The organism is Reticulibacter mediterranei (assembly GCF_016587455.1).
This window is the reverse complement of record NZ_BNJK01000001.1, coordinates 2,031,362-2,053,466: the sequence shown is the minus strand read 5'-3', so window position 1 is coordinate 2,053,466 and position 22,105 is coordinate 2,031,362. Positions and strand designations below refer to the sequence as shown.

The 22,105-nt window shown below is 49.8% G+C and carries 17 protein-coding genes and 1 pseudogene; 9 read left to right on the top strand and 9 right to left on the bottom strand.

Annotated elements, in window-relative coordinates; translation table 11 throughout:
* Positions 1-244: 244 nt before the first annotated feature.
* From K3T83_RS08875 to K3T83_RS08865, 3 genes are all read right to left on the bottom strand, one after another.
* Entirely contained in the window at positions 245-1,897 is a 1,653-nt protein-coding gene (locus K3T83_RS08875; RefSeq protein ID WP_220202610.1) for an outer membrane protein assembly factor BamB family protein, read from the bottom strand.
* On the bottom strand, positions 1,894-2,439 hold the full coding sequence (locus K3T83_RS08870; protein ID WP_236064857.1) for an RNA polymerase sigma factor: 546 nt from the start codon (positions 2,437-2,439) through the stop codon (positions 1,894-1,896). The genes K3T83_RS08875 and K3T83_RS08870 overlap by 4 nt, the downstream gene beginning before the upstream one ends.
* 132 nt (positions 2,440-2,571) lie before the next feature.
* Positions 2,572-3,696, bottom strand: a complete 1,125-nt coding sequence (locus K3T83_RS08865) for an aminotransferase-like domain-containing protein (RefSeq protein ID WP_220202609.1) — start codon at positions 3,694-3,696, stop codon at positions 2,572-2,574.
* A gap of 285 nt (positions 3,697-3,981) precedes the next feature.
* On the opposite strand from K3T83_RS08865, the gene K3T83_RS08860 reads away from it, so the two are divergent.
* The 3 genes from K3T83_RS08860 (at position 3,982) to K3T83_RS08850 (ending at position 6,119) form a co-directional block, all read left to right on the top strand.
* A complete protein-coding gene (locus tag K3T83_RS08860) occupies positions 3,982-4,437 on the top strand; it encodes a VOC family protein (RefSeq protein ID WP_220202608.1) in 456 nt (151 codons plus the stop codon).
* Between the two features lie 127 nt (positions 4,438-4,564).
* The gene (locus K3T83_RS08855; RefSeq protein WP_220202607.1) at positions 4,565-5,356 is read left to right on the top strand and encodes a helix-turn-helix domain-containing protein; all 792 of its coding nucleotides are present in this window, start codon (positions 4,565-4,567) and stop codon (positions 5,354-5,356) included.
* Between the two features lie 184 nt (positions 5,357-5,540).
* Positions 5,541-6,119: a GtrA family protein gene (locus K3T83_RS08850; RefSeq protein ID WP_220202606.1), complete on the top strand. Its 579-nt coding sequence runs from the start codon at positions 5,541-5,543 to the stop codon at positions 6,117-6,119.
* Between the two features lie 81 nt (positions 6,120-6,200).
* Here the strand turns inward: K3T83_RS08850 and glgP are convergent, their stop codons facing one another.
* Positions 6,201-8,756: an alpha-glucan family phosphorylase gene (glgP, locus tag K3T83_RS08845; RefSeq protein WP_220202605.1), complete on the bottom strand. Its 2,556-nt coding sequence runs from the start codon at positions 8,754-8,756 to the stop codon at positions 6,201-6,203.
* Between the two features lie 299 nt (positions 8,757-9,055).
* Here glgP and K3T83_RS08840 point away from each other — a divergent pair, with 299 nt between their 5' ends.
* Complete coding sequence (locus K3T83_RS08840) at positions 9,056-9,583, top strand: hypothetical protein (RefSeq protein WP_220202604.1); 528 nt, start codon at positions 9,056-9,058, stop codon at positions 9,581-9,583.
* Between the two features lie 103 nt (positions 9,584-9,686).
* Here K3T83_RS08840 and K3T83_RS08835 read toward each other — a convergent pair whose 3' ends face one another.
* Together K3T83_RS08835 and K3T83_RS08830 are read right to left on the bottom strand one after the other, a co-directional pair.
* The gene (locus tag K3T83_RS08835) at positions 9,687-10,382 is read right to left on the bottom strand and encodes a LuxR C-terminal-related transcriptional regulator (protein WP_220202603.1); all 696 of its coding nucleotides are present in this window, start codon (positions 10,380-10,382) and stop codon (positions 9,687-9,689) included.
* Positions 10,383-10,799: 417 nt separating this feature from the next.
* Positions 10,800-11,384 carry a GTP-binding protein gene (locus tag K3T83_RS08830; RefSeq protein WP_220202602.1) on the bottom strand — a complete coding sequence of 195 codons (585 nt, stop codon included), beginning with the start codon at positions 11,382-11,384 and terminating at the stop codon, positions 10,800-10,802.
* A gap of 821 nt (positions 11,385-12,205) precedes the next feature.
* Here K3T83_RS08830 and gatB point away from each other — a divergent pair.
* Together gatB and K3T83_RS08820 are read left to right on the top strand one after the other, a co-directional pair.
* Positions 12,206-13,693, top strand: coding sequence for an Asp-tRNA(Asn)/Glu-tRNA(Gln) amidotransferase subunit GatB (gene gatB / locus K3T83_RS08825; protein WP_220202601.1), 1,488 nt, complete (start codon positions 12,206-12,208; stop codon positions 13,691-13,693).
* Between the two features lie 239 nt (positions 13,694-13,932).
* On the top strand, positions 13,933-15,222 hold the full coding sequence (locus K3T83_RS08820; protein ID WP_220202600.1) for a Glu/Leu/Phe/Val family dehydrogenase: 1,290 nt from the start codon (positions 13,933-13,935) through the stop codon (positions 15,220-15,222).
* A gap of 88 nt (positions 15,223-15,310) precedes the next feature.
* On the opposite strand, the gene K3T83_RS08815 is transcribed toward K3T83_RS08820, so the two are convergent.
* Positions 15,311-15,853 carry a hypothetical protein gene (locus K3T83_RS08815; RefSeq protein WP_220202599.1) on the bottom strand — a complete coding sequence of 181 codons (543 nt, stop codon included), beginning with the start codon at positions 15,851-15,853 and terminating at the stop codon, positions 15,311-15,313.
* A 542-nt stretch (positions 15,854-16,395) separates the two neighbouring features.
* Here K3T83_RS08815 and dxs point away from each other — a divergent pair.
* Positions 16,396-18,331: pseudogene (gene dxs / locus K3T83_RS57860) on the top strand (1-deoxy-D-xylulose-5-phosphate synthase).
* Between the two features lie 142 nt (positions 18,332-18,473).
* Positions 18,474-18,758 (top strand): hypothetical protein, encoded by a 285-nt coding sequence (locus tag K3T83_RS08805; RefSeq protein WP_220202598.1) that lies wholly within the window; start codon positions 18,474-18,476, stop codon positions 18,756-18,758.
* Here K3T83_RS08805 and K3T83_RS08800 read toward each other — a convergent pair.
* Together K3T83_RS08800 and K3T83_RS08795 are read right to left on the bottom strand one after the other, a co-directional pair.
* Positions 18,718-19,443, bottom strand: a complete 726-nt coding sequence (locus tag K3T83_RS08800; protein ID WP_220202597.1) for a Crp/Fnr family transcriptional regulator — start codon at positions 19,441-19,443, stop codon at positions 18,718-18,720. The two genes, K3T83_RS08805 and K3T83_RS08800, sit on opposite strands and share 41 nt — an antisense overlap.
* A 61-nt stretch (positions 19,444-19,504) precedes the next feature.
* Positions 19,505-20,377 carry a response regulator gene (locus K3T83_RS08795; protein WP_220202596.1) on the bottom strand — a complete coding sequence of 291 codons (873 nt, stop codon included), beginning with the start codon at positions 20,375-20,377 and terminating at the stop codon, positions 19,505-19,507.
* A 664-nt stretch (positions 20,378-21,041) separates the two neighbouring features.
* Between K3T83_RS08795 and rpsB the strand changes: the two genes are divergently transcribed.
* Positions 21,042-21,884: a 30S ribosomal protein S2 gene (gene rpsB, locus K3T83_RS08790; protein ID WP_220208194.1), complete on the top strand. Its 843-nt coding sequence runs from the start codon at positions 21,042-21,044 to the stop codon at positions 21,882-21,884.
* Positions 21,885-22,105: the final 221 nt, after the last annotated feature.

Here is a 22,105-nt window from a genome sequence, read left to right as displayed (position 1 = left end):
TCAGTGCTACTATATTGTTTCTGCAAAGCTTCTCCCCTTCGGCCTGATAGAATGCCGTTTTCTCTGTTGCCAATCGTACTGCATGAGCAAAATATTGTCAAGCCTTATCCTGCTATTCAGATACTCATCAAATCTTGCTTTGCAATCTTTCAATGATAGTTACCTCCATAACAGTAACGTGCTTTTCAGAATAGCCTGGAGGTGTACGTTACTGTTATGTGGTTTGGTAGCTATATGTTAATGGCTAAGGCACGACGATTACCAGATAGACTCTGCCACTATGGTTGCCCATTTTATCAACGAGATCTACCCCATATTGACCAGACCACTGTACTTTCTGGCTTTTGATATCAAAAGCGATGATCTGGCGACCCACCTGAGTATAGAGTATTCCATCCAGTACGGTGATCGGGCTGGCGTCCACATTTTTCTCCCATGCTTTGTTGCCTGTCGCATCGTAAACGTACAGCGTGTGAGTGAGAATGTGACCGTTTGTGCGATCGTAGGTGTTCATGTTCACACTGACATACCCATCGCCAACGGTCGGTGAACCTGCGATATCAACATTATAGTCTTTGTGCCAGTTTTCATGGCCCTGAAGGTTGAGAGCGTGCAGTGTTGATTGCCCATTGCTAGTATCTGTCATGTCGGGGATGCGCTCGATAAAGTAGACATGCCCATCGCTGATAGATGGCGCATCTGTCACCCATTTCTGCGTGGAATATTTCCAGATCTGGCTGCCATCTTTGGCCCTGAATGCGTAAACATGGCTTTGCAGTGACATACTTGTATTATGTCCGCTGGCTATATAGGATGCTGTATAGATGGTGCCATCAATGACTTGCACGCCGTTGAATATTTGATCTTGCTCTGCTAGATTGAGGGACCAGATCGGCTTTCCTGCCTTTGCGTTGATAGCAAAGTATGTGTTGTGGAGCGCACCATAGAGAATTCCGTTAGTCACAACAGGTGTGCTGCCATCGTAAATCGTTGATCCGGCAAGCTGTTTCTTCCCACTGGTATCTGTATAATATTGCTTCACCAGAGCTGATGCGCCGGTCTCATATGTCCAGTTCGCTTTGCCAGTTGTTGCCTCGAATGAGAATACCGTGCCAGCACGATTCATCACATACACCTGTCCATCGGAAACAACTGGCGCGGTAAGGACACCCATGTTAGAGGGACTGCTCCCATTATCACCTTCTGCGGAAACTGGCTTGAGAACAATATTCCAGATCTCTTTGCCTGTCTGGGCGTTTAGTGCAATCAAGTGGGCCTGATTGGTCTGCTCATCCATCGCGTCGAGATAGATCACATCCCCATAGATAATCGGTGTTCCTATCTCCGATGGGCCGTCCTTATAGACCCACAACGGCTTATGAGTTTGAGTATCTAGCTTGCTTAACACAATATGAGACCAATCAGTTGGATAAGTGATATAGATGCCGGACGAATTAACAACTGGTGTACCTGTTGCCTGTGGCTCGCCAGTTACCGTATTGTTGTGAGCAGTACGGTTCCTGCTCACTGTACTGAAAAGGAGGAGCGCACTACCTGCCAGGAGCGTAACTACGATAACCGCTGCAATCAGGCTTAACGTTCGCTTGAAGCCTTCTTGAGAAGAAGCGCTTGAGGGTAATTCCTGCTGCATTGCCTGTTTCCTTCGCAATGAAACGTTGGAAGCTGTTTTGACTGCGTACATGCGTGGCTGTTGTTTTGCTTGTTCTAGACGGTCCCAAACATGGCGTAATGATTGAGTATTCGCACGCTCGTATGCTTGGTGAGCGTTGCGCAAATCTTCTACCAGTTGTTGATCGCTGGTTGCGAGCCACTCGGCAGGATGTTCAATCTGCTCATCTAATCTTTCAGGGATAAAGCTTGTATCGTCTCTTTTCACAGTGAACCTCCTTCGTCGTTTTTGGTGTAGAGTGTGCGCAGCAACTTGAGTGTGCGGTGGAGTGCCATGCGTACAGCTCCTTCGCTCTTCTTGAACACTGTAGCTATCTCGCCACATGAGAGGCCATGTCCAAAGCGCAGTAGAATGATATCGCGCTGAAACGCTGGCAGTTCTCGTAAGGTTGTGTGTAACCTTTGATATGCTTCATTTTTGAGGGCCATTTGTTCGGGTGCCTGCTCATCATTTTCATAGAGGGTCTCTCTTACTGTTTGCAAATCTCTATGAGTACGATGTTTGCTCCGTCGATGATGGTCCACAACTTTGTTGCGGGCAACGACCCAGATCCAGGTAGCCAATCGTTGCTCATCTACATCGGCGGACTGCCTTTTTTCCAGAACGGCCAGGAATACATCGAGCAGCAAGTCTTCGGCATCTTCCCGCGAGCCGACATTGCGCAGCAAATAAGCAAAAATAGCAGGTGCATATCGTTGATAAAACTCGGCATCCGATGCTTGCATATACACCATATATGGTTGTGGCATGTTTTATCCTCATGCTGTTTGAAATCTTGTCTATATATTCGCAAGAAGAACACAAACATAACACAAGGCCTAAACAATGAAAAAAGCGGCCGGTGATATCACCGGCCGCGATAGAGAGATTGGCTGTATTGATTAGCGCTCGACCAACTGGGCCAGGCGCTTCACACCTTCTTCGATCTGTTCTGGTGTGAGGGCACAGAAGGGAAGGCGCACAAAGCGCTCACCCAGGCTCTTGACATCTTCGTTCTCGTTCAGTGGATCGGCAAAGAAGGCCGTGCCATCGGTAAGCACCAACCCTGCGTCTTTTGCGCGAGAGAGCAGGTTGTGGTAGTTCGACTGTTCTGGGAGGGTCACACTGACAAAGAAGCCGCCCTCTGGCTCGGCGAAGGAGATATCCGACATGTGCGTCTTGAGAGCGCTGATCGTTGCTTGCAAACGTGGAGCATAGAGTTGCTTCAGGCTCTCAAGATTGCTGGTGAAGTACCCTTTTTTGTGGAATTCAAGGACTGCTGCTTGCACCAGCAACACCGGAGCCAGAATCGTATCCTCGGCCAGGCTTGTGAGCCGTTTCACCAGATCGAGGGGACCAATCAGATAACCGACGCGCAGCCCTGGACTGATCAATTTGCTGTACGAACTCACGGTAATCGTGCGAGCCGGATTCAAGTCGCGCAGCAGAGGCAGCGATTCGCCACTATAGCGCAGCGTGCGATAGGGTACATCTTCCACCAGCCAGAAGCCGTAGCGGTCTGCCAGATCTGCCAGCGCCTGCCGCTTTGCCCCAGACATGGTGACGCCGCCGGGATTCTGGAAGTCTGGGATAACATACAAAAAGGACGGGGTTTGCTTGGCCAGCGCTTTTTCCAATTCCGCAATATTGATGCCATCGTGTTCCAGAGGAATACCGATCACCCTGGCCCCGCGTCGCCGGAACGTTTTGATGGCACGGTCGTAGCTGGGCTGCTCGGTCAGGACGACATCTCCGGGCTGAATGGTCAGCGCTGAAAACAGATCTTGCAAGTGCAAAGAGCCATTGCCGACTAATACCTGATCTGGGGGCACGTCATACTGTTCGGCGAGCATACGGCGCAATGGTAAATAGCCTCCATTATGGCCATACTGAAGAACAGTTTTGCCATCTGGCCCCGCTAACACAGCCTGTACACACTCACTGAGCAGCGTGTTGGGCAATGCCTCCATTGCCGGGACGCCTCGCGTAAAAAGAATTTGCTCACTACTAACTTGACTTGTCGGCATGCTATTTTGTCACTCCTCTTAGTAGATATGTTTGTCGCTTGAACGATCCCATCATCATACGAGGAGGGGATCTCTGTGGCTCTGAATAATTCTTTCGCTCTCATTTATTGTACATCATACAATCTCGTGCGTTGAGAGCCAATGTGATCTAATTCCGAAAGTCAAATGGCATTATTACCTCTTGAAATTAGAACAAATGTTTAATATAATGTGCATGTGCCAAAAAGAATAACCCTATAGACGGTCGTTGTAGTTCAAACAAATCAGACTGGATTGTTGGGAGCCATGAAACTGATAACACCTTTAACTGTTGTTTCGATCCTGGTAAAAGATCAGGATGAGGCACTCGCCTTTTACACCGAGAAGTTAGGACTTGAGAAACGCAGCGATACCACCTTTGGTCCAGGCCTGCGCTTCGTGACCGTCGCCCCCAGGGGACAGGAGAAACCAGAGATTGCTTTAGCAAAACCTGATCTTTCATTGCATAGTGAAGAGCGCGTGCAAGAGTTGATGGCGCGCGTTGGTCAGGGTATCCCCTGGATATTTTACACAGATAATTGTCGTAAAACATACGAGAGCTTGCTCGCTCGTGGCGTCCACTTCCTACGTACTCCTGACAAACAGTTGTATGGAATTGAGGCGCTGTTTGAAGACCCGTATGGCAATGCATTTGCCCTGCTAGAAGCAACGCCAGAAGCTCGATCATTGTTCGAGAATCGCTGTATCGGAACGGCTGCATAGAGAAGCTGACCCGGCGTTGTTGCTTTTCAGCATAAGTGCAATAGAATGGTATGATCGCTGCCGTTCTGTGGGTGCATTGCGCCGTCATGGGAAGCGAGCAGACTCGTATGGGGAAGGGAGAGTTCATATGTTGATGGTACAGGCAGAGGACACCCGGACAGCTATTGATGAGATACACAATGACGCTCGTTTCTATCATCAGGAGACAATTGAGCATGTGATTCGGATTATGCGCACACAACTGCACGAGCCTCTCTCATTGGAAGAGATGGCGGAGATCGCCTGTCTCAGTCCCTACTATTTCAACCGCGTATTTCATCAAGTGATAGGCATTCCCCCGGGTGAGTTTCTGGCCACACTGCGCCTCGATGCTGCCAGACATTTGCTTCTTACAACGTCTTTAAGCGTGACTGATATCTGCTTTGAAGTGGGCTATACAGGGCTTGGCTCGTTTACAACACGTTTTACACAGTTGGTAGGTGTGCCACCGCGTCAGTTGCGTCAATTGGTTCGTCAGGAGCCTCTGTCTTTGGCAAAGGTACGGAATACTGCTCCATCGCCTCTCACGCTACGTGGCCTCTCCGGTCATATCCATATCTTTCGTCCGTTCAAAGGCACTATCTTCATCGGTTTGTTTCCCAAGCCTATTCCCCAGGCTCGCCCCGTTTCCTGCACGCGCATCCATGCTCCTGGTCCCTATCATCTCGCTCCTGTTCCCGATGGCACATACTATCTGATGGTGGCCGCTTTTCCGCCATCAGAAGATCCACACACCTACCTGTTGGCTCATGATGTGCTGGTGGGAGTACAGGGGCCGTTGCACATGCAACAGGGAAAGGCGAACGGACCGATCGACGTTGTCTTGCGCGCCCCTCGTTTAACTGATCCGCCTATTCTTTGCGCTCTCCCGTTTCTATGATTTGCGGTGTTTTCTTGTTTGCCAGATCCTTATGATGAGGGATCTGGTTTTTTTGTTCCACTATGCCTAGCCCAACGGTACTCTCACAGGCCGTTCGTTACTTTGTTTGCGAATAGTCCGTTTTGTACTCAGGAATAGAACACGTTTGTAACAACACAGAAATGGAAAACAGTTGGAGAAGTCTATGTCAGAGTGTAACCTGGAGGAAGTCTCTGTAGCGTCGGCCATGCAGGGGGAACAGGTGCCTTCTCGCTTGCCAAGTTACCGCCCCTATCGCTGGGCTTTTGCAAATCAAGTATTAGATGTCGTGGATACTATTACTGGTGGACGTGCGGGAGTATGTCAACGTTTCGTTACCTATGTCATCATTGGCGGCTTCGCGGCGTTGGTGAACCTGGCTGTTTTTTACCTGGTATTCTACTATATCAAATTGCCCATTAGTGATGTTGTACACAATGTCATTGCCTCTGTTTTAGCTGCTGAAATCTCAATCATGGCAAACTTTATCCCCAATGACTTTGTTACCTTCAGGCACCTGCCCGGACGCGCGCGCTCCTGGAAAGCACGCTGCCTCCGCTTTCACATCACTTCAATTGGTGGCAGCGTTCTCACGTTTCTGATCCAGTTTGGCCTGACCCATCTTGGCCACGTTCCTGCTATCGTCGCTGAAGCTGCCGCTTTGATCCTCGTCCTGCTCTATAATTTCTCTTTCCATCATATATTCACTTACAGGCATGTCGGACTCAAACCCGCTAATTCGTAGATGTGCCCTATTATTACTAACAAAGAGCAAGTGAGCTATGCCAGCAGAAAACCAGCATAGCTCACTTGCTCTTTATCTTGCCTATGCCCAGCGAATCAGGCCCAGTTCGTACTTTTCGGTTAACAATGGATGAGATGGCACCACACGAATGTTATACGCAATGCTACCGCTCTCTTCTGGTTGCAGATGGATGTCATATCTGTAAGAGCCATCGAGTTCTCGCTTGGTAAAACTCATAGGACGTGCAAACTGCGGCTGTGCAATTTCGTTCTTGATCTCTCCATAGACAAGTTCGATGCAGATGTCATCGGGACTCAACCCATCTATACGCACCCAGGCGTGTACGTCGATGCCCTCGCCGAGGCTGAGTTGCCCATCGCGGCGGCCATCAACGTAAAGTTCCAGCTTGTTCCAGTTTTCTCGAATGTGTTCTTTCCAATGGGCAAGAATACGTGCGCGTTCGTAATTATTCTCTGCCATCCCCTTGCTTTGCTGAACTTCGGGGACATAATAGCGAGTTGTATACTCTTTCACCATACGGCGCATGCTGAATTGTGGCGTGCAGGTCCGAATGGCCTCTTTCATAAAGCCAACCCAGCGATGCGGAACGTCATCTGATCCCCTCTCGAAGAATGCAGGGATAATTTCCTCTTCAAGCACGCGGTAGAGCGAGAGGCTATCGGCTTCGGCCTGCGCTTCCTGATTGTGATATTCTCGCTCCTCGCCGATGGCCCACCCGTTCTTGCCGTTATAGCCTTCGGCCCACCAGCCATCGAGGATGCTACAGTTCGGCTGGCCGTTGAGCGCTGCTTTCTGTCCACTGGTTCCGCTGGCTTCATAGGGGCGGATAGGATTGTTGAGCCAGACATCGGTGCCAGCAACGAGATAGCGGGCCATATCGATGTCATAATTTTCCAGCAGGATGACTTTCCCTTTGAACTCCTCGCTACGCGAGGCGCGATAAATCTGCTCGATCAGCGCCTTACCGGGTTCGTCGGCGGGGTGTGCTTTGCCAGCGAAGATGATCTGCATCGGTCGCTGGGGATTATTGAGAAGCTTGTGCAGGCGGTTCAGATCGCGGAAGATCAGGGCGGCTCGCTTATATGTTGCAAAACGGCGTGCAAAGCCGATGGTCAATGCCTCGGGATTGAGTATCTGCCCAAACTCGGCTATTTGTGTTGAACCTTCTCCCAGGCGGAGATGCTGCTGGATCAGACGCTTGCGGGAATACTCGATCAGTTTCTCTTTCTGTTGCACATGCACACGCCATAGCTCTTTATCAGGAAGTGCGTCGATGTGTTGATCCCAGAACGCTTGCTCATCGACGTGGCGACCCCAATCGCTGTCCAGGTAGCGACCAAATAGGACATTGATCTCCTGTGCGATCCAGGAGAAGGTGTGGACGCCGTTAGTGATATAGTCGATAGGCACCTCGTCAACATCAATGCCGGGCCACAGGAATTGCCACATCTTGCGCGAGACTTCTCCGTGTAGTTTGCTCACGCCGTTATGATGGTCCGAGAGCTTGAGCGCGAGCACCGTCATGCTGTAGGTGGCACCCCAGCCCTGATCCTCACGTGCAACATCTATAAATTGGTCGCGGTTGAGGCCAAGCTGTCCCCAGTAGCTACTGAAGTACTTGTCGATCAGATCGAAGCTAAAGGCATCGTTTCCAGCCGGGACAGGGGTATGGGTGGTGAAGAGCGAATTGGCGGCGACCACTTCACGCGCTTCGTTGAAATTGAGTCCGGTAGCAACCAGTTCGCGGCAGCGCTCCAGGTTGAGAAAGGCGGCGTGCCCTTCGTTGAGATGCCAGGCGCTAGGGCTGATGCCAAGCGCTCTGAGCGCTCGTACTCCGCCGATGCCAAGCACAATCTCCTGGGAGATGCGCATTTCTCGATCTCCGCCATAGAGACGGGCCGACAGTTCGCGATCAGCTGGTGCGTTAGGAGCCACATCAGTATCCATCAGATACAGAGGCACGCGCCCGATCATCAGTTTCCAGACCTTCGCATAGATGCGGCGACCCGGCAGGTCAACGCTAATCACTACTTCGTTGCCATCTGGTCCGACTGCTGGTATAGCTGGTGTCTCTGAGAAGTGCAACTTATCGTAAATCGCTTCCTGGACTCCATCGCGGGTAATACGCTGGTGAAAATAGCCCTGCGGATAGAGGAAACCGACTCCAACAAACGGCAGACCCAGATCGCTGGCCTCTTTGCAGTGGTCACCAGAGAGAATGCCCAGACCTCCCGAGTAGATGGGAACGGATTCGTGCAGGCCAAATTCGGCAGAAAAGTAGGCAATAGTCGTATTGACCAGCTCCGGGTAGCTGCTTGAGAACCAGGTCTCGTCCGGGCGTGGATGCATGTAGTGGTCAAAATCTTTAATGACACTGTCATACGCTTGTAAGTATTCTGCCTGTTCTGCGGCCTGTTCCAGCTTGTATGGCTCTACTTCGCTGAGGAATCGGACAGGATTATGGCCTACCCGCTCCCAGAGTTCAGCGTCGAGGGTACTATAGAGCGCACGAGCTTCTGGATGCCAACTCCACCACAAATTATATGCCAGCTCATAGAGACGACTGATACGGGCTGGCATGTTAGGAAATACCGTTATACGGCCATAAACTTTCACCGAGTTTGACTTCCTTTCTTCTCCTCCGAGGTCTGGATAGCGATGGACCATCGTTATCCATGTCTGTGTGGTTCCCACTTTGCATAAAAGCCTGTGCAATGAGTTCTGCTCTATCGATGAGTGAGTATGTACAAACGGAGTACAGTGGATGCGCAACGTGAACCCTTACTATCAGTATAGCCTTTTTGCGAAAATCAGGTCAATGTACCGTTGTCTTTCTCCCTCAATTATTCTATACTGATTTTACCGACGCAATACCGGAGTGCTCGGCGCGATTATTTCAGGAAGGCGAACTGTGTATGGCAAAAAAGCGACAATCTTCCCATTTTCGTTCCGGTACGGCTGTTGTTGGTGGCTTGCTCCTATTGATCGGTTTTTTATGGTTGAGTTGGATTTTTCTCTCACATCGTAGTCCTGCTTCTCTCTCTCCTACTCAGCTCCTCCCTGGCTTGATTGCTACTCCTACCCCAAGTCTGCAATTCGCGCCGCTGCTCGCTCAAGGCATTACGCTACGCGCGACGGATCAAAAGCCTGCGCTCAGTCGGCAGCAGGCGGTGGAAATTGCCAATCGGCTCGAACCAGATGCTGCTAGTCGGGCGAAGGGAACCGATACACGTTACGCTTTGTTGAGCTATCCCATGACAAAGACTCCAGTGATACATCCTGATTGGAATAACGTTGCCGTTTGGATGGTGCTATATCAACAAATACCCCAGGAATCGGGAGATACCTCTTTTGATCCAAAATCTCCTTCTCAATCTTATCACGACCTCTATGTCTTTTTAGATGCAAACAGCGGACAAGAACTATTCTCGCTCTGGGCATGATATTGCTTAATGTGTTTTCCTTGATATGTTTATGCATGCAAAAAGAGACGACATCTGTATAGATAGAGAGTGCCGTCTCTCGGATTGTGATGTTTTGCTCGCGCTACTGCTCCTGATGCATTTTGATCCAGCTATGACGGAGCGCATAGACGACTGCAGCGGTACGATCATTAACGGAGAGCTTTTTGAGAATGGATGTGATATGATTTTTCACCGTCTGATCGCTGATTTTGAGCGATTTGGCAATTTCTTTGTTGCTATTACCACGTGCGATGTAATCTAGAATTTCTATCTCGCGGCTGGACAGAGGTGAAAATTGTTCTTTTGTCTCTTCTACCTCTAGCTCTTCTGTTGCCAGCTCTTTGAATGGCTTGAGATCCCGGGTGATGCTCTGGGGCTTAATGAAAACGTCATTATTAATGAGATACTGGCCCTGGCTCACTTTTTGGATCGCCTCCACCAACTGGTCAGGAGTAATATGGCGCGTGTAATAGGCAGCCACTCCTACTTTGATTGATTGAAATAGGCGTTCTTCGTCTTCCGATGGAGCCAGCAGAATGATTGCCGTCTGAGGAGATATCTGGCGTGCCTGCTGAGCTATCTCTAAGGGATCTGACGAGTCCAGACCTGCATTGATCAGAGCAACGTCGGGATGACTTGTGTGTAGCAGCTCAGAGGCTCTTCTTGCATCAGTTGCTTCGCCCACAATCACACAATCCTCCCTGTGTTCGAGGGCAGTACGAATACCCTCACGGTAAAGAGGCTGATCATCAATAATGATGACGCGTATCGTTTCCATAAAAAAACCTTTGTAGAAGAGCTGGTACTATGAATTGCTACATGTCCAGGCTCTTGGTCTGTAATTACTTCTCAATGGCAACGCAGAAACCCCAATACGTAGATGCTTTTTAGTCGATGAAACGTGCAACATTTCTTTGTTTAAAGAGCATGCTATGCATCGGGAGGGCGACCAATCGTGGTCAGGTAGAAAATATGTTGTATGTAATAAGTTCTTTTCTTTCTGAGTGGGTACACAACTATTGCGCATTATTATACACATAAAACAGGTAGCGAGCAATCAGCATTGAAAATAGGATCTCTGATGGTGGTGAGAGAGGGTGTGATGTAGATAAGGTGATGGTTAAGCAGGCCAGAAGCGACGGTGATTGTGGAGGTAGTGACGATGGCTTCTGACCTGCACCAGAATTTGGTGATATTAGATGCGATTTAACCGGCGCAGCGTGCTGTTGACGCCCACGCGCAAAGAGTCGATCACTCCTTGTCCGGTGACAGCAATGGCTTCGTAACTGGGAACACGGTATGGGTTGAGGTATTTTTCTAACACGGAGACGGGCAGGACATCTTGCAAATCGCGCTTATTCCATTGCATGACCAGCGGAAAATCTGCCACATCCTTGTTCATTCTGCGAAGTTGTTCCTGCAATTCGTTCCAACACTCGATATTCTCTTGTAACTTGCTTGCCTGTGAATCTGCCACAAAGACGACGCAATCTGCACCTTTGAGGACCGAGATACGAGTCTGCTGATAGAGGATCTGGCCGGGGACGGTGTAGAGTTGGAAGCGAATATGAAAGCCATGCACTTTCCCCAATTCCAGGGGGAGCAAGTCAAAGTACAACGTACGTTCAGTTTCCGTATCGATAGAGACCATATCGCCTACATCTTGTGGGTTGACCGCCTGATGGATATAGTGGAGGTTAGTTGTCTTTCCACAGAGGCCAATACCGTAATAGACAATTTTACAATTGATCTCTCGTTTTGCCATGTTGATTAGGGACATATCTACTAGCTCTCCTGCCCGCTCGTACGCGCCACTACCTGCACGCTCCGAAATTTCTAGTAGTCACTGACTACCGCCGGGGATAGTATACCTTATTTTGTAACACTTCACACACACACAAAACACGATACCTTCTTGAGATAAGAGAACCCTATCGGTCGTTAGCCACATGGGAGGTTTTTTGCTAGCTTCCCGGTATCCCTATCTTAAAATGGTGATCGTGTTATCCTGCTCATCTTCTATCTGCGCTCTACTGCTCGTGTTGTTCCATCAAACCATATTATGGCACAGGTAAAAGATGGCATGCTCATGTTTGGAGGCAATGGGAAACATAGTTCCATACTCTGTGGCATACCTGGATACCACGATGTTCTGGTTTGTGTGGAAGATCGCCACACAGGATAGACTATGACTACCCGTTACAGGTTATATTATGGCCTGTATATGCAGTCTACCACAACAGATGAGCATTGGCAAGCTCTATATAAACAAGAAAACACTGTAAATGCACTACGTTTCTCTTATCCTTAGATTACCATCGTTTCTGGTTTCGGCAACATCCCTGATACTTATTACCTATCTGCTAAATAAAACTGACTGCCCTGGCAATTTGGGATATCTTGCCCTGTGAGGCGTTGTCCTTTTTGCACGAATGCTATCCCTATCATTGAAATGCCGCATGCATCTTCTACTATGACAAATTTTTGTGGCCTGTTCCCATTGACGAAACACGCGGAAAGGACTAGACTTACAGCAAAACACGGTGACAATCGCGCAATAAGATCGCGTGTGGGTTAGATAAAATAAGACTGTGAGTGAGCATGACAACAACGACATATTCGCCTATTGATACCGATTTCGAGGTGGTAATCGGCCTTGAAGTCCACTCGCAACTCCTTACCAGGAGTAAGATGTTCTGTTCCTGTAGTACTGGCTATGCCAATGCCGCTCCCAACACTCATGTCTGTCCTGTCTGCATGGGTATGCCCGGCGTATTGCCAGTAATTAATCAGAGTGCTGTGATCTATACGATTATGACAGCTCTTGCGCTGAATTGCTCGATCCCCGCATATTCTAAATTTGACCGCAAGAGCTATCCCTATCCCGATCTGATGAAAGGCTATCAAATTTCACAGTACGATATTCCTCTCAGCCGTAACGGATATCTGATGATTGATTTGCATGGTCGCGAGAAACAGATCGGGATTACCCGCGTCCATCTCGAAGAAGATACCGCCCGTCTGTTGCATCATGATGGGTATAGTCTAATTGATGTGAACCGCGCTGGTACGCCGTTGATGGAGATTGTGAGCGAGCCTGATATGCGTAGCCCGGAAGAAGCTCGTCTCTATATGCAAAAGCTGCGTGAGATCCTGATCTATCTGGGAGTGGCCTCTGGCAAGATGGAAGAGGGGAGCCTGCGCTGCGACGCGAATGTGTCTGTACGCCCTCGTGGAGAACAACAACTGGGCGTGAAAACGGAAATCAAAAATATGAACAGTTTCCGTGCGGTCGAGCGCGCACTGGAATACGAAGCACGGCGTCAGATAGCTGTCATCCGCGATGGTGGCAAGATTCGTCAAGAGACGCGTGGCTGGATCGAGAATAAAGGGATCACGGTATTACAGCGTGTGAAGGAGTACGCCGATGACTACCGCTACTTCCCGGAGCCAGATTTACCACCACTGTTGATTAGCCGGGAGCAGGTAGAGGAGATACGTGCCAGCCTGCCAGAGTTGCCCGATGCGCGCCGTGCCCGCTATCAGAGCGAGTATGGTCTCTCTGTCCAGGATGCGAATGTGATGACCGAAGACAAGGCGTTGGGAGATTACTTTGAGCGCGTGATGGTAGCCTCGCAAGCCAAGGATCGCAATGCTCGGGCCAAAGCTGCCAGCAACTGGCTGCTGAGCGAGGTGGTGCGCCTGCTTAAAGCCAACTCTATTGCGATTGAAAATAGCCCGCTTTCGCCTGCGGCTCTGGTAAACTTGCTTGATCTACTGGATAGCGAGCGTATCACCGGCAAGCAAGCGAAGGAGGTGCTGGATGACGCCTTTGCCTCCGGTGAACTGCCCGAAGAGATCGTCAAGAAGAAGGGCATTAAGCCGCCGATTACCGATCGGGCCGTGCTTGGAGGCATCATCGACGAGGTCATTGCCAACAACCCCAAAGTTGTGAGCGTGTACCTCAACGGTAAGACCAGTGTCTTGCAATCTCTGGTTGGTCAGGTGATGAAACAAACGCGCGGACAGGCCAGAGCAGATATCGTGCAAGAGCTGTTGCGTGAAAAGCTGGGAGAACCGCAAGCATAGTACCATCTTTTGACAGCAAAGCGAGTCATCTTTTATAAGATGGCTCGTTTTTTCGTGGCATGGAACTATGGCCATCAATTGATGTGGCGAGGCTACTGTATTGAAAAAATTTGCAAGGTATTCCTGAGTTTGCTGGTATGCAGGTGTTTGCAGTAATTGCAAAAACGATATATGATTGACGATGAGAATATAGCAAGAATGTGTATGCTCTACTTTATATGAAAGGTAGCACGTTGACTATGCACAACGAAGTGAAGTCTACATCCGCCAGCGATGGCAGCGCGTCTCCATTTAATCCTTATAAGATGGCGGTGCAACAGTTTGATATTGCCGCCGAGAAGCTTGGCCTCTCCGAAGATATGCGCGAAATCTTACGCAGGCCCAAGCGTGAGCTAACGGTTCATTTCCCGGTGCGCCTTGATAATGGACGTATCAGAACATTTACAGGCTATCGTGTGCAACATAACGTTAATCGTGGTCCTGCCAAAGGAGGCATCCGTTATGGCCCGGATGTGACGTTGGACGAGGTCAAAGCGCTGGCAATGTGGATGGCGTGGAAATGTGCGGTGGTTGGCATCCCCTTTGGTGGGGCTAAAGGTGGCGTGATTTGTGATCCCAAAGATATGACCCCGGCCGAACTGGAGCGCCTGACCCGCCGTTATGCCACCGAAATAGCGATTATCATCGGTCCGCATAGCGATATTCCTGCGCCAGATGTAAATACCAATCCCCAGGTGATGGCCTGGATTATGGATACCTATTCTATGCACGAGGGCTTCTCTATTCCGGCTGTTGTGACCGGGAAGCCGCTCTCCATTGGCGGCAGTGAGGGACGTAATGAGGCGACAGCGACTGGAGTATTATTTGTGACCAGGCAGGCCGCAAAGCGTATCGGTATGCCCTTGCGTGGTGCCAGGGTGAGCATCCAGGGCTATGGAAATGCCGGGAGCATTGCCGCTCGTCTCTTCCATAATGAGGGTTGTAAGATCGTCGCCGTCAGTGATTCGCGAGGGGCTATTTATAATGAGAATGGCCTTGATCTGGCGGAAGTGTCGCGTCACAAGCAGGAGACCGGTTCGGTTGTTGGCTTTATCCATGCTCAGGCAATACGCGTACAGGATGTGGTTGAGGTTCCTTGTGATATCCTGATCCCCGCAGCTCTGGAGGGCATCATTACTGCTGCCAGTGCGGAGCGTATTCAGGCTCGTATTATTGCTGAAGCTGCCAATGGTCCAACAACTCCCGAGGCAGATCGCATCCTCTACAAACGAGGTGTGATGATCATTCCCGATATCCTAGCGAATGCCGGAGGGGTCACGGTCAGCTACTTTGAGTGGGTGCAGGACTTACAGAGCTTCTTCTGGGGTGTCGAAGAGATTACGCAGCGGCTCGAAATGATTATGAATCGCTCGTTTGCGGCCGTTGCTGAAAAGGCAGATCAGTTTCATTGTGATATGCGCCTGGCAGCCAATATGCTTGCGATTTCTCGTGTTGCTGAGGCTACCCAGATACGCGGCATTTATCCTTGAGTGCTATGGCGAGTCTACTAATAGCAGTGCTTCCTGAAATCGTATAACTTCAGGAAGCACTGCGATGAATGGTATGTGATACGGAAGATTAGTATCCGCGTCGTGTATCGCGTCTGGTTGGTTTCTTTTGTGGACGAGTAGGTCGGGTGGGTTTCGCTTTTTTGCGACTGCCACGACCGCCCCAATCTTCCTCCTCTTCCTCCTCCTCCTCTTCTTCTTCTTCGTCGAAGAAGTCTTCTTCCTCTTCCTCCTCCTCTTCTTCGTCAGATCCCAGATCCATATCGGGTATGTCACTGTCATCGACGTTTTGCATCTCCGAAGCCTCTAAGTCGCCGTTAAATGGCTCCTCTTCTTCTTCAGGTTCGATATATTCTTCAGGGGCCGCAACGGGTTCTGCAACAGGATGAGCAATGTTTTCTGTTCGTCCATCAGAGGCCGCTCGTTCCTGTTCTTCGGATGCACGCCCTGCTTTGCGTGCCGGGGCTGCCTCTACAGGCTCGTTTTCAACCAGCTCATTTTCTTCGTTTGGCTTGGGAGCGCCGATTATCCGGCGGCCGGCAGCAACGTCGAGCCAGAACTGGGAGTAATAATGTGGTCGCTCTGCTTCTTTTTCGCTGTCTTTCCTTGTCATAAGATATGCAGCATATGGCAGGAATAAGTTTACTCTTTCTTCTTGCCATTCTCAGCCCTTTATCGGGCAGAGGCCGCTCCTCCTTCCTTTCTTGTGCGGAGCCTGTTACAGCACCCGCTCATCTACGTCTGTCTATTCCGATTGCTGTGATGTAAGATGTCTGGATTTCAGATCTTATCGGAAGTATTGTTTGGTACAAGCGCAGGTACCAATTAATGTAACAATGGCCCCGCCTGTGTCATAATAAAAAGAATGTCAAATACTGTCAAGGGACTATTTTTATAGCATCAAGCCGCTTCTGGAGCGGAATGAATGCTTGTCAAGACCCTATGTGCATGAATTTCTGAACCGAGGGTTTGCTTGCCCCTGGTAATATCTCTATAATACTAAAAGGTTCTGTCTGGGGAAATGATGCTACGTTCTCTTGATTGATATATTGTATTTGATATGCCGTGTCAGACATCGTTCGAGGTGTCCACTGCTTGTTTCTCGCTCTGGTGTGGGAGGCAGCTAGTGCCAATAGATAAATATGGAGGAAACCTTTGGCAAGGATTCTTGATAGCATTGATGGTCCTGAACAGTTACGTACTCTCTCGATTCCGCAAATGGAGGAGCTAGCAGGCGAGATTCGGAATGAGATTATTGAGAAAGTTTCGGTGAGGGGCGGTCATCTGGCTCCTAATCTCGGTGTGGTGGAATTAACGATGGCCCTCCATTATATCTTCAATACTCCTGATGATTTGCTGGTTTGGGATATTGGGCACCAGGCATATGTGCATAAACTTCTGACAGGACGACGGGAGCGTTTCCATACAATTCGTCAGTTTGGCGGACTTTCAGGGTATCTCCGTCGTGAGGAGAGTTCCTATGATGTCTTTGGTGCCAGTCATGCCAGCACCTCTATTTCGGCAGCTCTCGGCCTCGCAGCTGCTCGCGACTTGCAGGGCAAAGAGCACAAAGTTATCGCAGTCATCGGGGATGGTGCGTTAACTGGTGGTATGGCGCTGGAGGCTTTGAACAACGCGGGTAGTTTAAAAAAGAACCTCATTATTGTCTTGAATGATAATGAAAAATCCATCTCTGATAACGTTGGTGCGCTCTCTCATCATTTGAGCCAGGTGCGCAAGGTGCAAACAACCCCCAGCTATCAGCGCTTGCGTGAGATGGCAAAGGGGTCTATTGAGCGCCTTCCGGTTGTTGGCGATAGAGCGCGCACGGCTGCTGGCCGTGCCGAAACGAGTCTGAAGCAGTTTGTGTTGCACAGCAAAAGCGGTGTCATTTTTGAAGAGCTGGGCATCAAGTTTTTTTGGTCCTTTTGATGGACATGATATTCCTCTGATGCTTGATGTTTTCGAGAATGTGAAAAAGATTGAAGGGCCAGTCATAGTGCAGGTGGTGACGAAAAAAGGGAAAGGGTGGCATGTGGCAGAAGGCGATTCCACCAAATGGCATGGTCCAGGCGCTTACGATTATACAACCGGGACGATTAAGAAAAACCCTGAGGATCCTCCAACCTACACAGAGGTTTTTGCCAACACTCTGGTTGATATCGCCGAGAAGGATCCTTCAGTTGTTGGGATTACCGCCGCGATGGAGGAGGGAACTGGCCTCAAGAAACTGCACCAGCGTTTCCCCGAGCGCTACTTTGACGTTGGTATCGCCGAACAGCATGCTGTAACGTTTGCAGGTGGAATGGCTGTGAGCGGCCTCTGTCCGGTGGTTGCTATCTACTCGACCTTTATGCAGCGCGCTTTTGATCAGGTTGTTCATGATATCTGTGTGCAAAATCTGCATGTCGTCTTTGCTATGGACCGGGCTGGTATCGTTGGTGAAGATGGGCAGACGCAGCATGGCGTGTTCGATATCGCCTTTATGCGTATGTTGCCAAATATGAAGGTCATGGCTCCCAAAGATGAAGAAGAACTGCGTCACATGCTCTATACAGCCATCTATATGGATGGGCCAGTAGCCCTGCGCTATCCACGTGGGAAGGCGCTGGGTGTGCACTTGGGTCAGGAACTTCATGCGCTGGAGGTGGGGAAGGCAGAACTGTTGAGTCCTTCAACGCTTGAGGAGGCAGAGCGCATGGATTGCGCTATTCTCGCTTACGGGTCAACTGTTGCTCAGGCAACGCAGGCGGCTGCGGAACTGGCGGAGGAAGGCCTGCGGGTCGCCGTAGTCAACGCGCGTTGGGCCAAACCTTTAGATGAAGAGATGATCATGAGTCTGGCACAGGGGACGCGTCACATTGTCACAATTGAGGACCATGCGCTGATGGGTGGCTTTGGCAGCGCTGTGCTGGAACTGTTGGAGCGCGAAGGGATGAGAGATATTGATGTCAGGCGCATCGGTTTGCCTGATACTTTTGTCGAGCATGGCGCTCCCACGATCCTCAAGGAACTGTACGGCATTTCTTCTGCCCACCTCAAAGAAGTTATTCGCGATATGCTTGGCTCTCAGCAACGTACCCTGGCCTGATATGGTCAATTGAAGCAAACGAGCAGGCGCGATACCAGGATCTTCTGGTATCGCGCCTTTTTGAAGTGGATGGAGTAGAATAAGAAAGGAATAGTGATTTAGTTTCATTGAAGATTGTCTGAATTCCGCTTGGAGGAGGATAGTGAAGCAAGAAGAGGCAAGCAGATATTTACAGAAACTTGGGTGGCGTTTGCAGAAACAGAAGATCACAGGGGAAATACTGGTTTTGAACGGTATTACCATGTTTCTTGATATCAAAAAGCCACAAATGCACAAAGACATCGATGCATACCTGGCAGGAGATGAAGCTGCTCTGGTGCTTCCTAAAGATATTGCCTCGTATTTTGGAGGCGATGGAGCAGATACTGGTCTATCGCCCTTGATTGTCAGGATTCGGCAACATCGCGCAAAAGCAGGGGCTTATTGATCGTAATGTGTTTGCGCCCTAATTCGATGGCTCCTGCTTCGCGCAGATCACGGAGCGCCATACTGACGGTTTCACGATAGACGCCCAGCCGCTCAGCCAGCTCTTCATGGCTCAGTCCCTCAACAACCAGGATCTCTTGCTCTTTGTGCTGTGCCAGTTGCAGCAACAGCGCCGCTAAACGTGCTGGCATACTTTTGAACGTTGTATTGATGAGCTGAGCTTCTAGTAGAGCAAGACGCTGGCTCATTTTTTTGAGCAGTGCGAGCGTTATCCCCGATTGTTGTAGCAGTAGAGGTTCGATATCCTGTTTATTGATGGCACAAATTGAAGAGGCGACAGTAGCTTCTGCAAAGTCGTTGTGCGTATTTTGTCCCAGCAAAAGCGTCTCACCAAAGCAATCTCCGGCTGCTAATGTTGCGATAATCAGCTTTCTGCCATCCGTTGAGAGATGGTACAGTTGGACACTGCCCGATTGCAGGATGAAAAGAGCATTTCCTCTCTCACCTGGACGGTAAATGATACGTCCAGGTGGGCAGGTAATGACGGTGATAGTGCGTTCCAACTCCACTAGTGCATCTACATCGAGATGTCGGAAGATGTCACTTTGCGTTAGAAACGAAATTGTTTCGTCAGCCTTTTCGGAGGAGGACGATGTTTGTTGATTGCGAGATCGTTTTGCGCGCACGTATCCACTTTGCTTTTCTGCTAGTCTGCTGGCTTGATAACAAGAGTTATTGTACCATTACCTAGAACGAATAATCTGGATAGAGGCCATAGAACTCTTCTGTATTGGTCAGATAAATAGCTTCTGCGCGATTACGCGCCCGCACCTTCTCAAAGATGTTTTGTACATGTTTGTGGACAGTGGACTCTGCAATCTCCAATTCTAGCGCTATTTCACGATTTTTAAGCCCCTGACGCATCAAATGCAGAATTTCTAGTTCTCTCTCCGTAAGAGGGCGTGTGACTAGCGCGGGTGGTTGCTCTATCGTCGTTTCGCTGGCTGGCTCTCTTTCCCTTGGTTCTGGAATGCTGATTTCCGCAGGCTGCTCGGTGATTGTTTTCTCGTCGGCTGACTCAACAACAACTTCAATGGGGGCTGGAAGCGCCCTGGTTGGGCGTGTCCGGGTACGCCGCGAAGTTCTATAGGCATAGGCGGCTGGCCCATAGCGAGTGGAGGGGTAGCTTTGCGTGCGCCAGATGGCCTGTATCTGGGCGATGATTGGACCAGCAAGCGTTCCTGGTATACAAAGATCATTGCGAGCCGCACAATGAATGGCATGCAGGAGGGTTTCCGCGTCTGTATCTTTTGTCAGATAACCAATAGCTCCCCGATGGATAGCTTGAAAAATATGTCGTTCCTCGTGTGAGGCTGTGAAGATCACGACACGAGAGCGTGGCGAGCAGAGCAATACCTGCTCTGTGGCCTCAAATCCATTGCAACCAGGCATGTCCAGGTCCATCAGCACAACATCTGGTAGCGTTTTGGCAGCCTGCTCCACTGCTTCAAAACCATTACACGCTTCTCCTATGACGGTGAAGGTAGATTCTTGTTCCAGCACTTGCTTGATTACGCGCCGCATGAGTAAATGATCGTCAACAATAAGTATTGTTACCATGTGTATGTATCCCTTTCTACTTCTTCTACCCCTGAGAACAGTGAACGCTGATTGGTTATAAATAGGTAGGCTTACACTCTATACTATACGATTGTATTCAAGAAACAGGCGGCGTTTTTCTGTATTTCGTGCTTACTATTTATGGGATGTGTATCAGATGGATCTTACGTGGTAGCCTTTTTTGCTGATAAGGGATAGGGGTAATAGGAATAGGGCTGAGAATGGGAATTCCAGGTGGAAAGCACCAGTAGCAATTTGCAACCACATCATAGGCAATGAGATGTATGCGATAGAAACGCGTTCTGCCGCGCATGTTCTTCCTCCACTCCACTACGTGTCATCTTGTATTCAATCAGTATACTGTATACACCCTTTTTTGTCAGGCGATCCAGGTATTTTCTCTCGTCGTGGTGGTGCTAATTTTCTTGCGTCTCCTCTCACTCTGTGCTATACTTCTCTGGCAGTGAGAGGTTGCTCTCGCTATCAAAGTATGTGATCAATGTGTCACTCAAGTTCACACGCATTCCGATCAGGCACACCCTGGGGTCCATATGGCTGAGCGAAAGCCTCAATTTGTTCATAACCTGGGGCCGGCCCTGCTGCTTTTGTATGATCGGATGCGGAGGATCTAAGGGAGGATCTGTTTTTGGCTAATATCATTTCTATGAAACAGCTCCTGGAGGCCGGTGTTCACTTTGGACACCAGACCCGGCGCTGGAACCCCAAAATGCAGCAGTTCATTTTTATGGATCGCAACGGCATTCATATCATTGATCTGCAACAGACTGTCACCCGCCTCAACGAGGCATATAAGTTTGTCGAGCAACTGGTTGCTGACGGCGGCACGCTGCTCTTTGTCGGCACCAAAAAACAGGCTCAGGAAGCCGTTGCTGAGGAGGCCCGGCGTTGTGGCATGTTCTATGTCAATCAGCGCTGGCTCGGTGGTATGCTCACCAACTTCCAGACAATGCAGTCCCGTATTCGCTATCTGCGTGATCTAGAGGCGCGCCGCGATCGGGGAGATTTCGAGCGCTTGCCGAAAAAAGAAGTGCAGCGCTTGCAGGATGACATGGTTCGTTTGGAGCGCATCCTCGGCGGCATCAAGGATATGAAACGTCTCCCCAGCGCTATCTTTATTATCGATACCCGTAAAGAGCGCACAGCTGTTCTGGAGGCGCGTCGCCTGGAGATTCCTATTATCGCCCTGGCCGATACGAACTGCGATCCCGACGAGATGGATTACCCCATTCCTGCCAACGATGATGCCATTCGCGCAGTTCGTCTCCTCTGCGCCAAGATCGCTGATGCGGCTGTCGAAGGTCGCCGCCAGCTGGAAGCTTTACAGAAAGATACTGAGGCAGTGGAAGGCGAAGAGGCCGCTCCTGTTGAGATTCCCGCCACAACGGAATCAACGGAGGCTGCTCCCGCCCAGGAAACTCCTGCTGCTGAACCTGTGAGCGAGGCCACCCCTGCTCCTGCTGAGCCAGAGCTTGTAGCAAAAGAGTAATACCGACAGACAAATTGTGACAAGCGGGGAGTAAGGGGCTGATCGCCTCCTGCCTCCCGCTTTTTCCTGTGTAATTGGTTGTATACCTCACATCTGAAGAGAAGAAATACATCCAGTTATTTGCGAGCAGGGAATATCTCCACGCTACAGCGTGGCCGAACTGCGGTGTGCCCTATTTGGGAGACACTTTTCTAATAACTGTGATGTTTTCAATACATTTA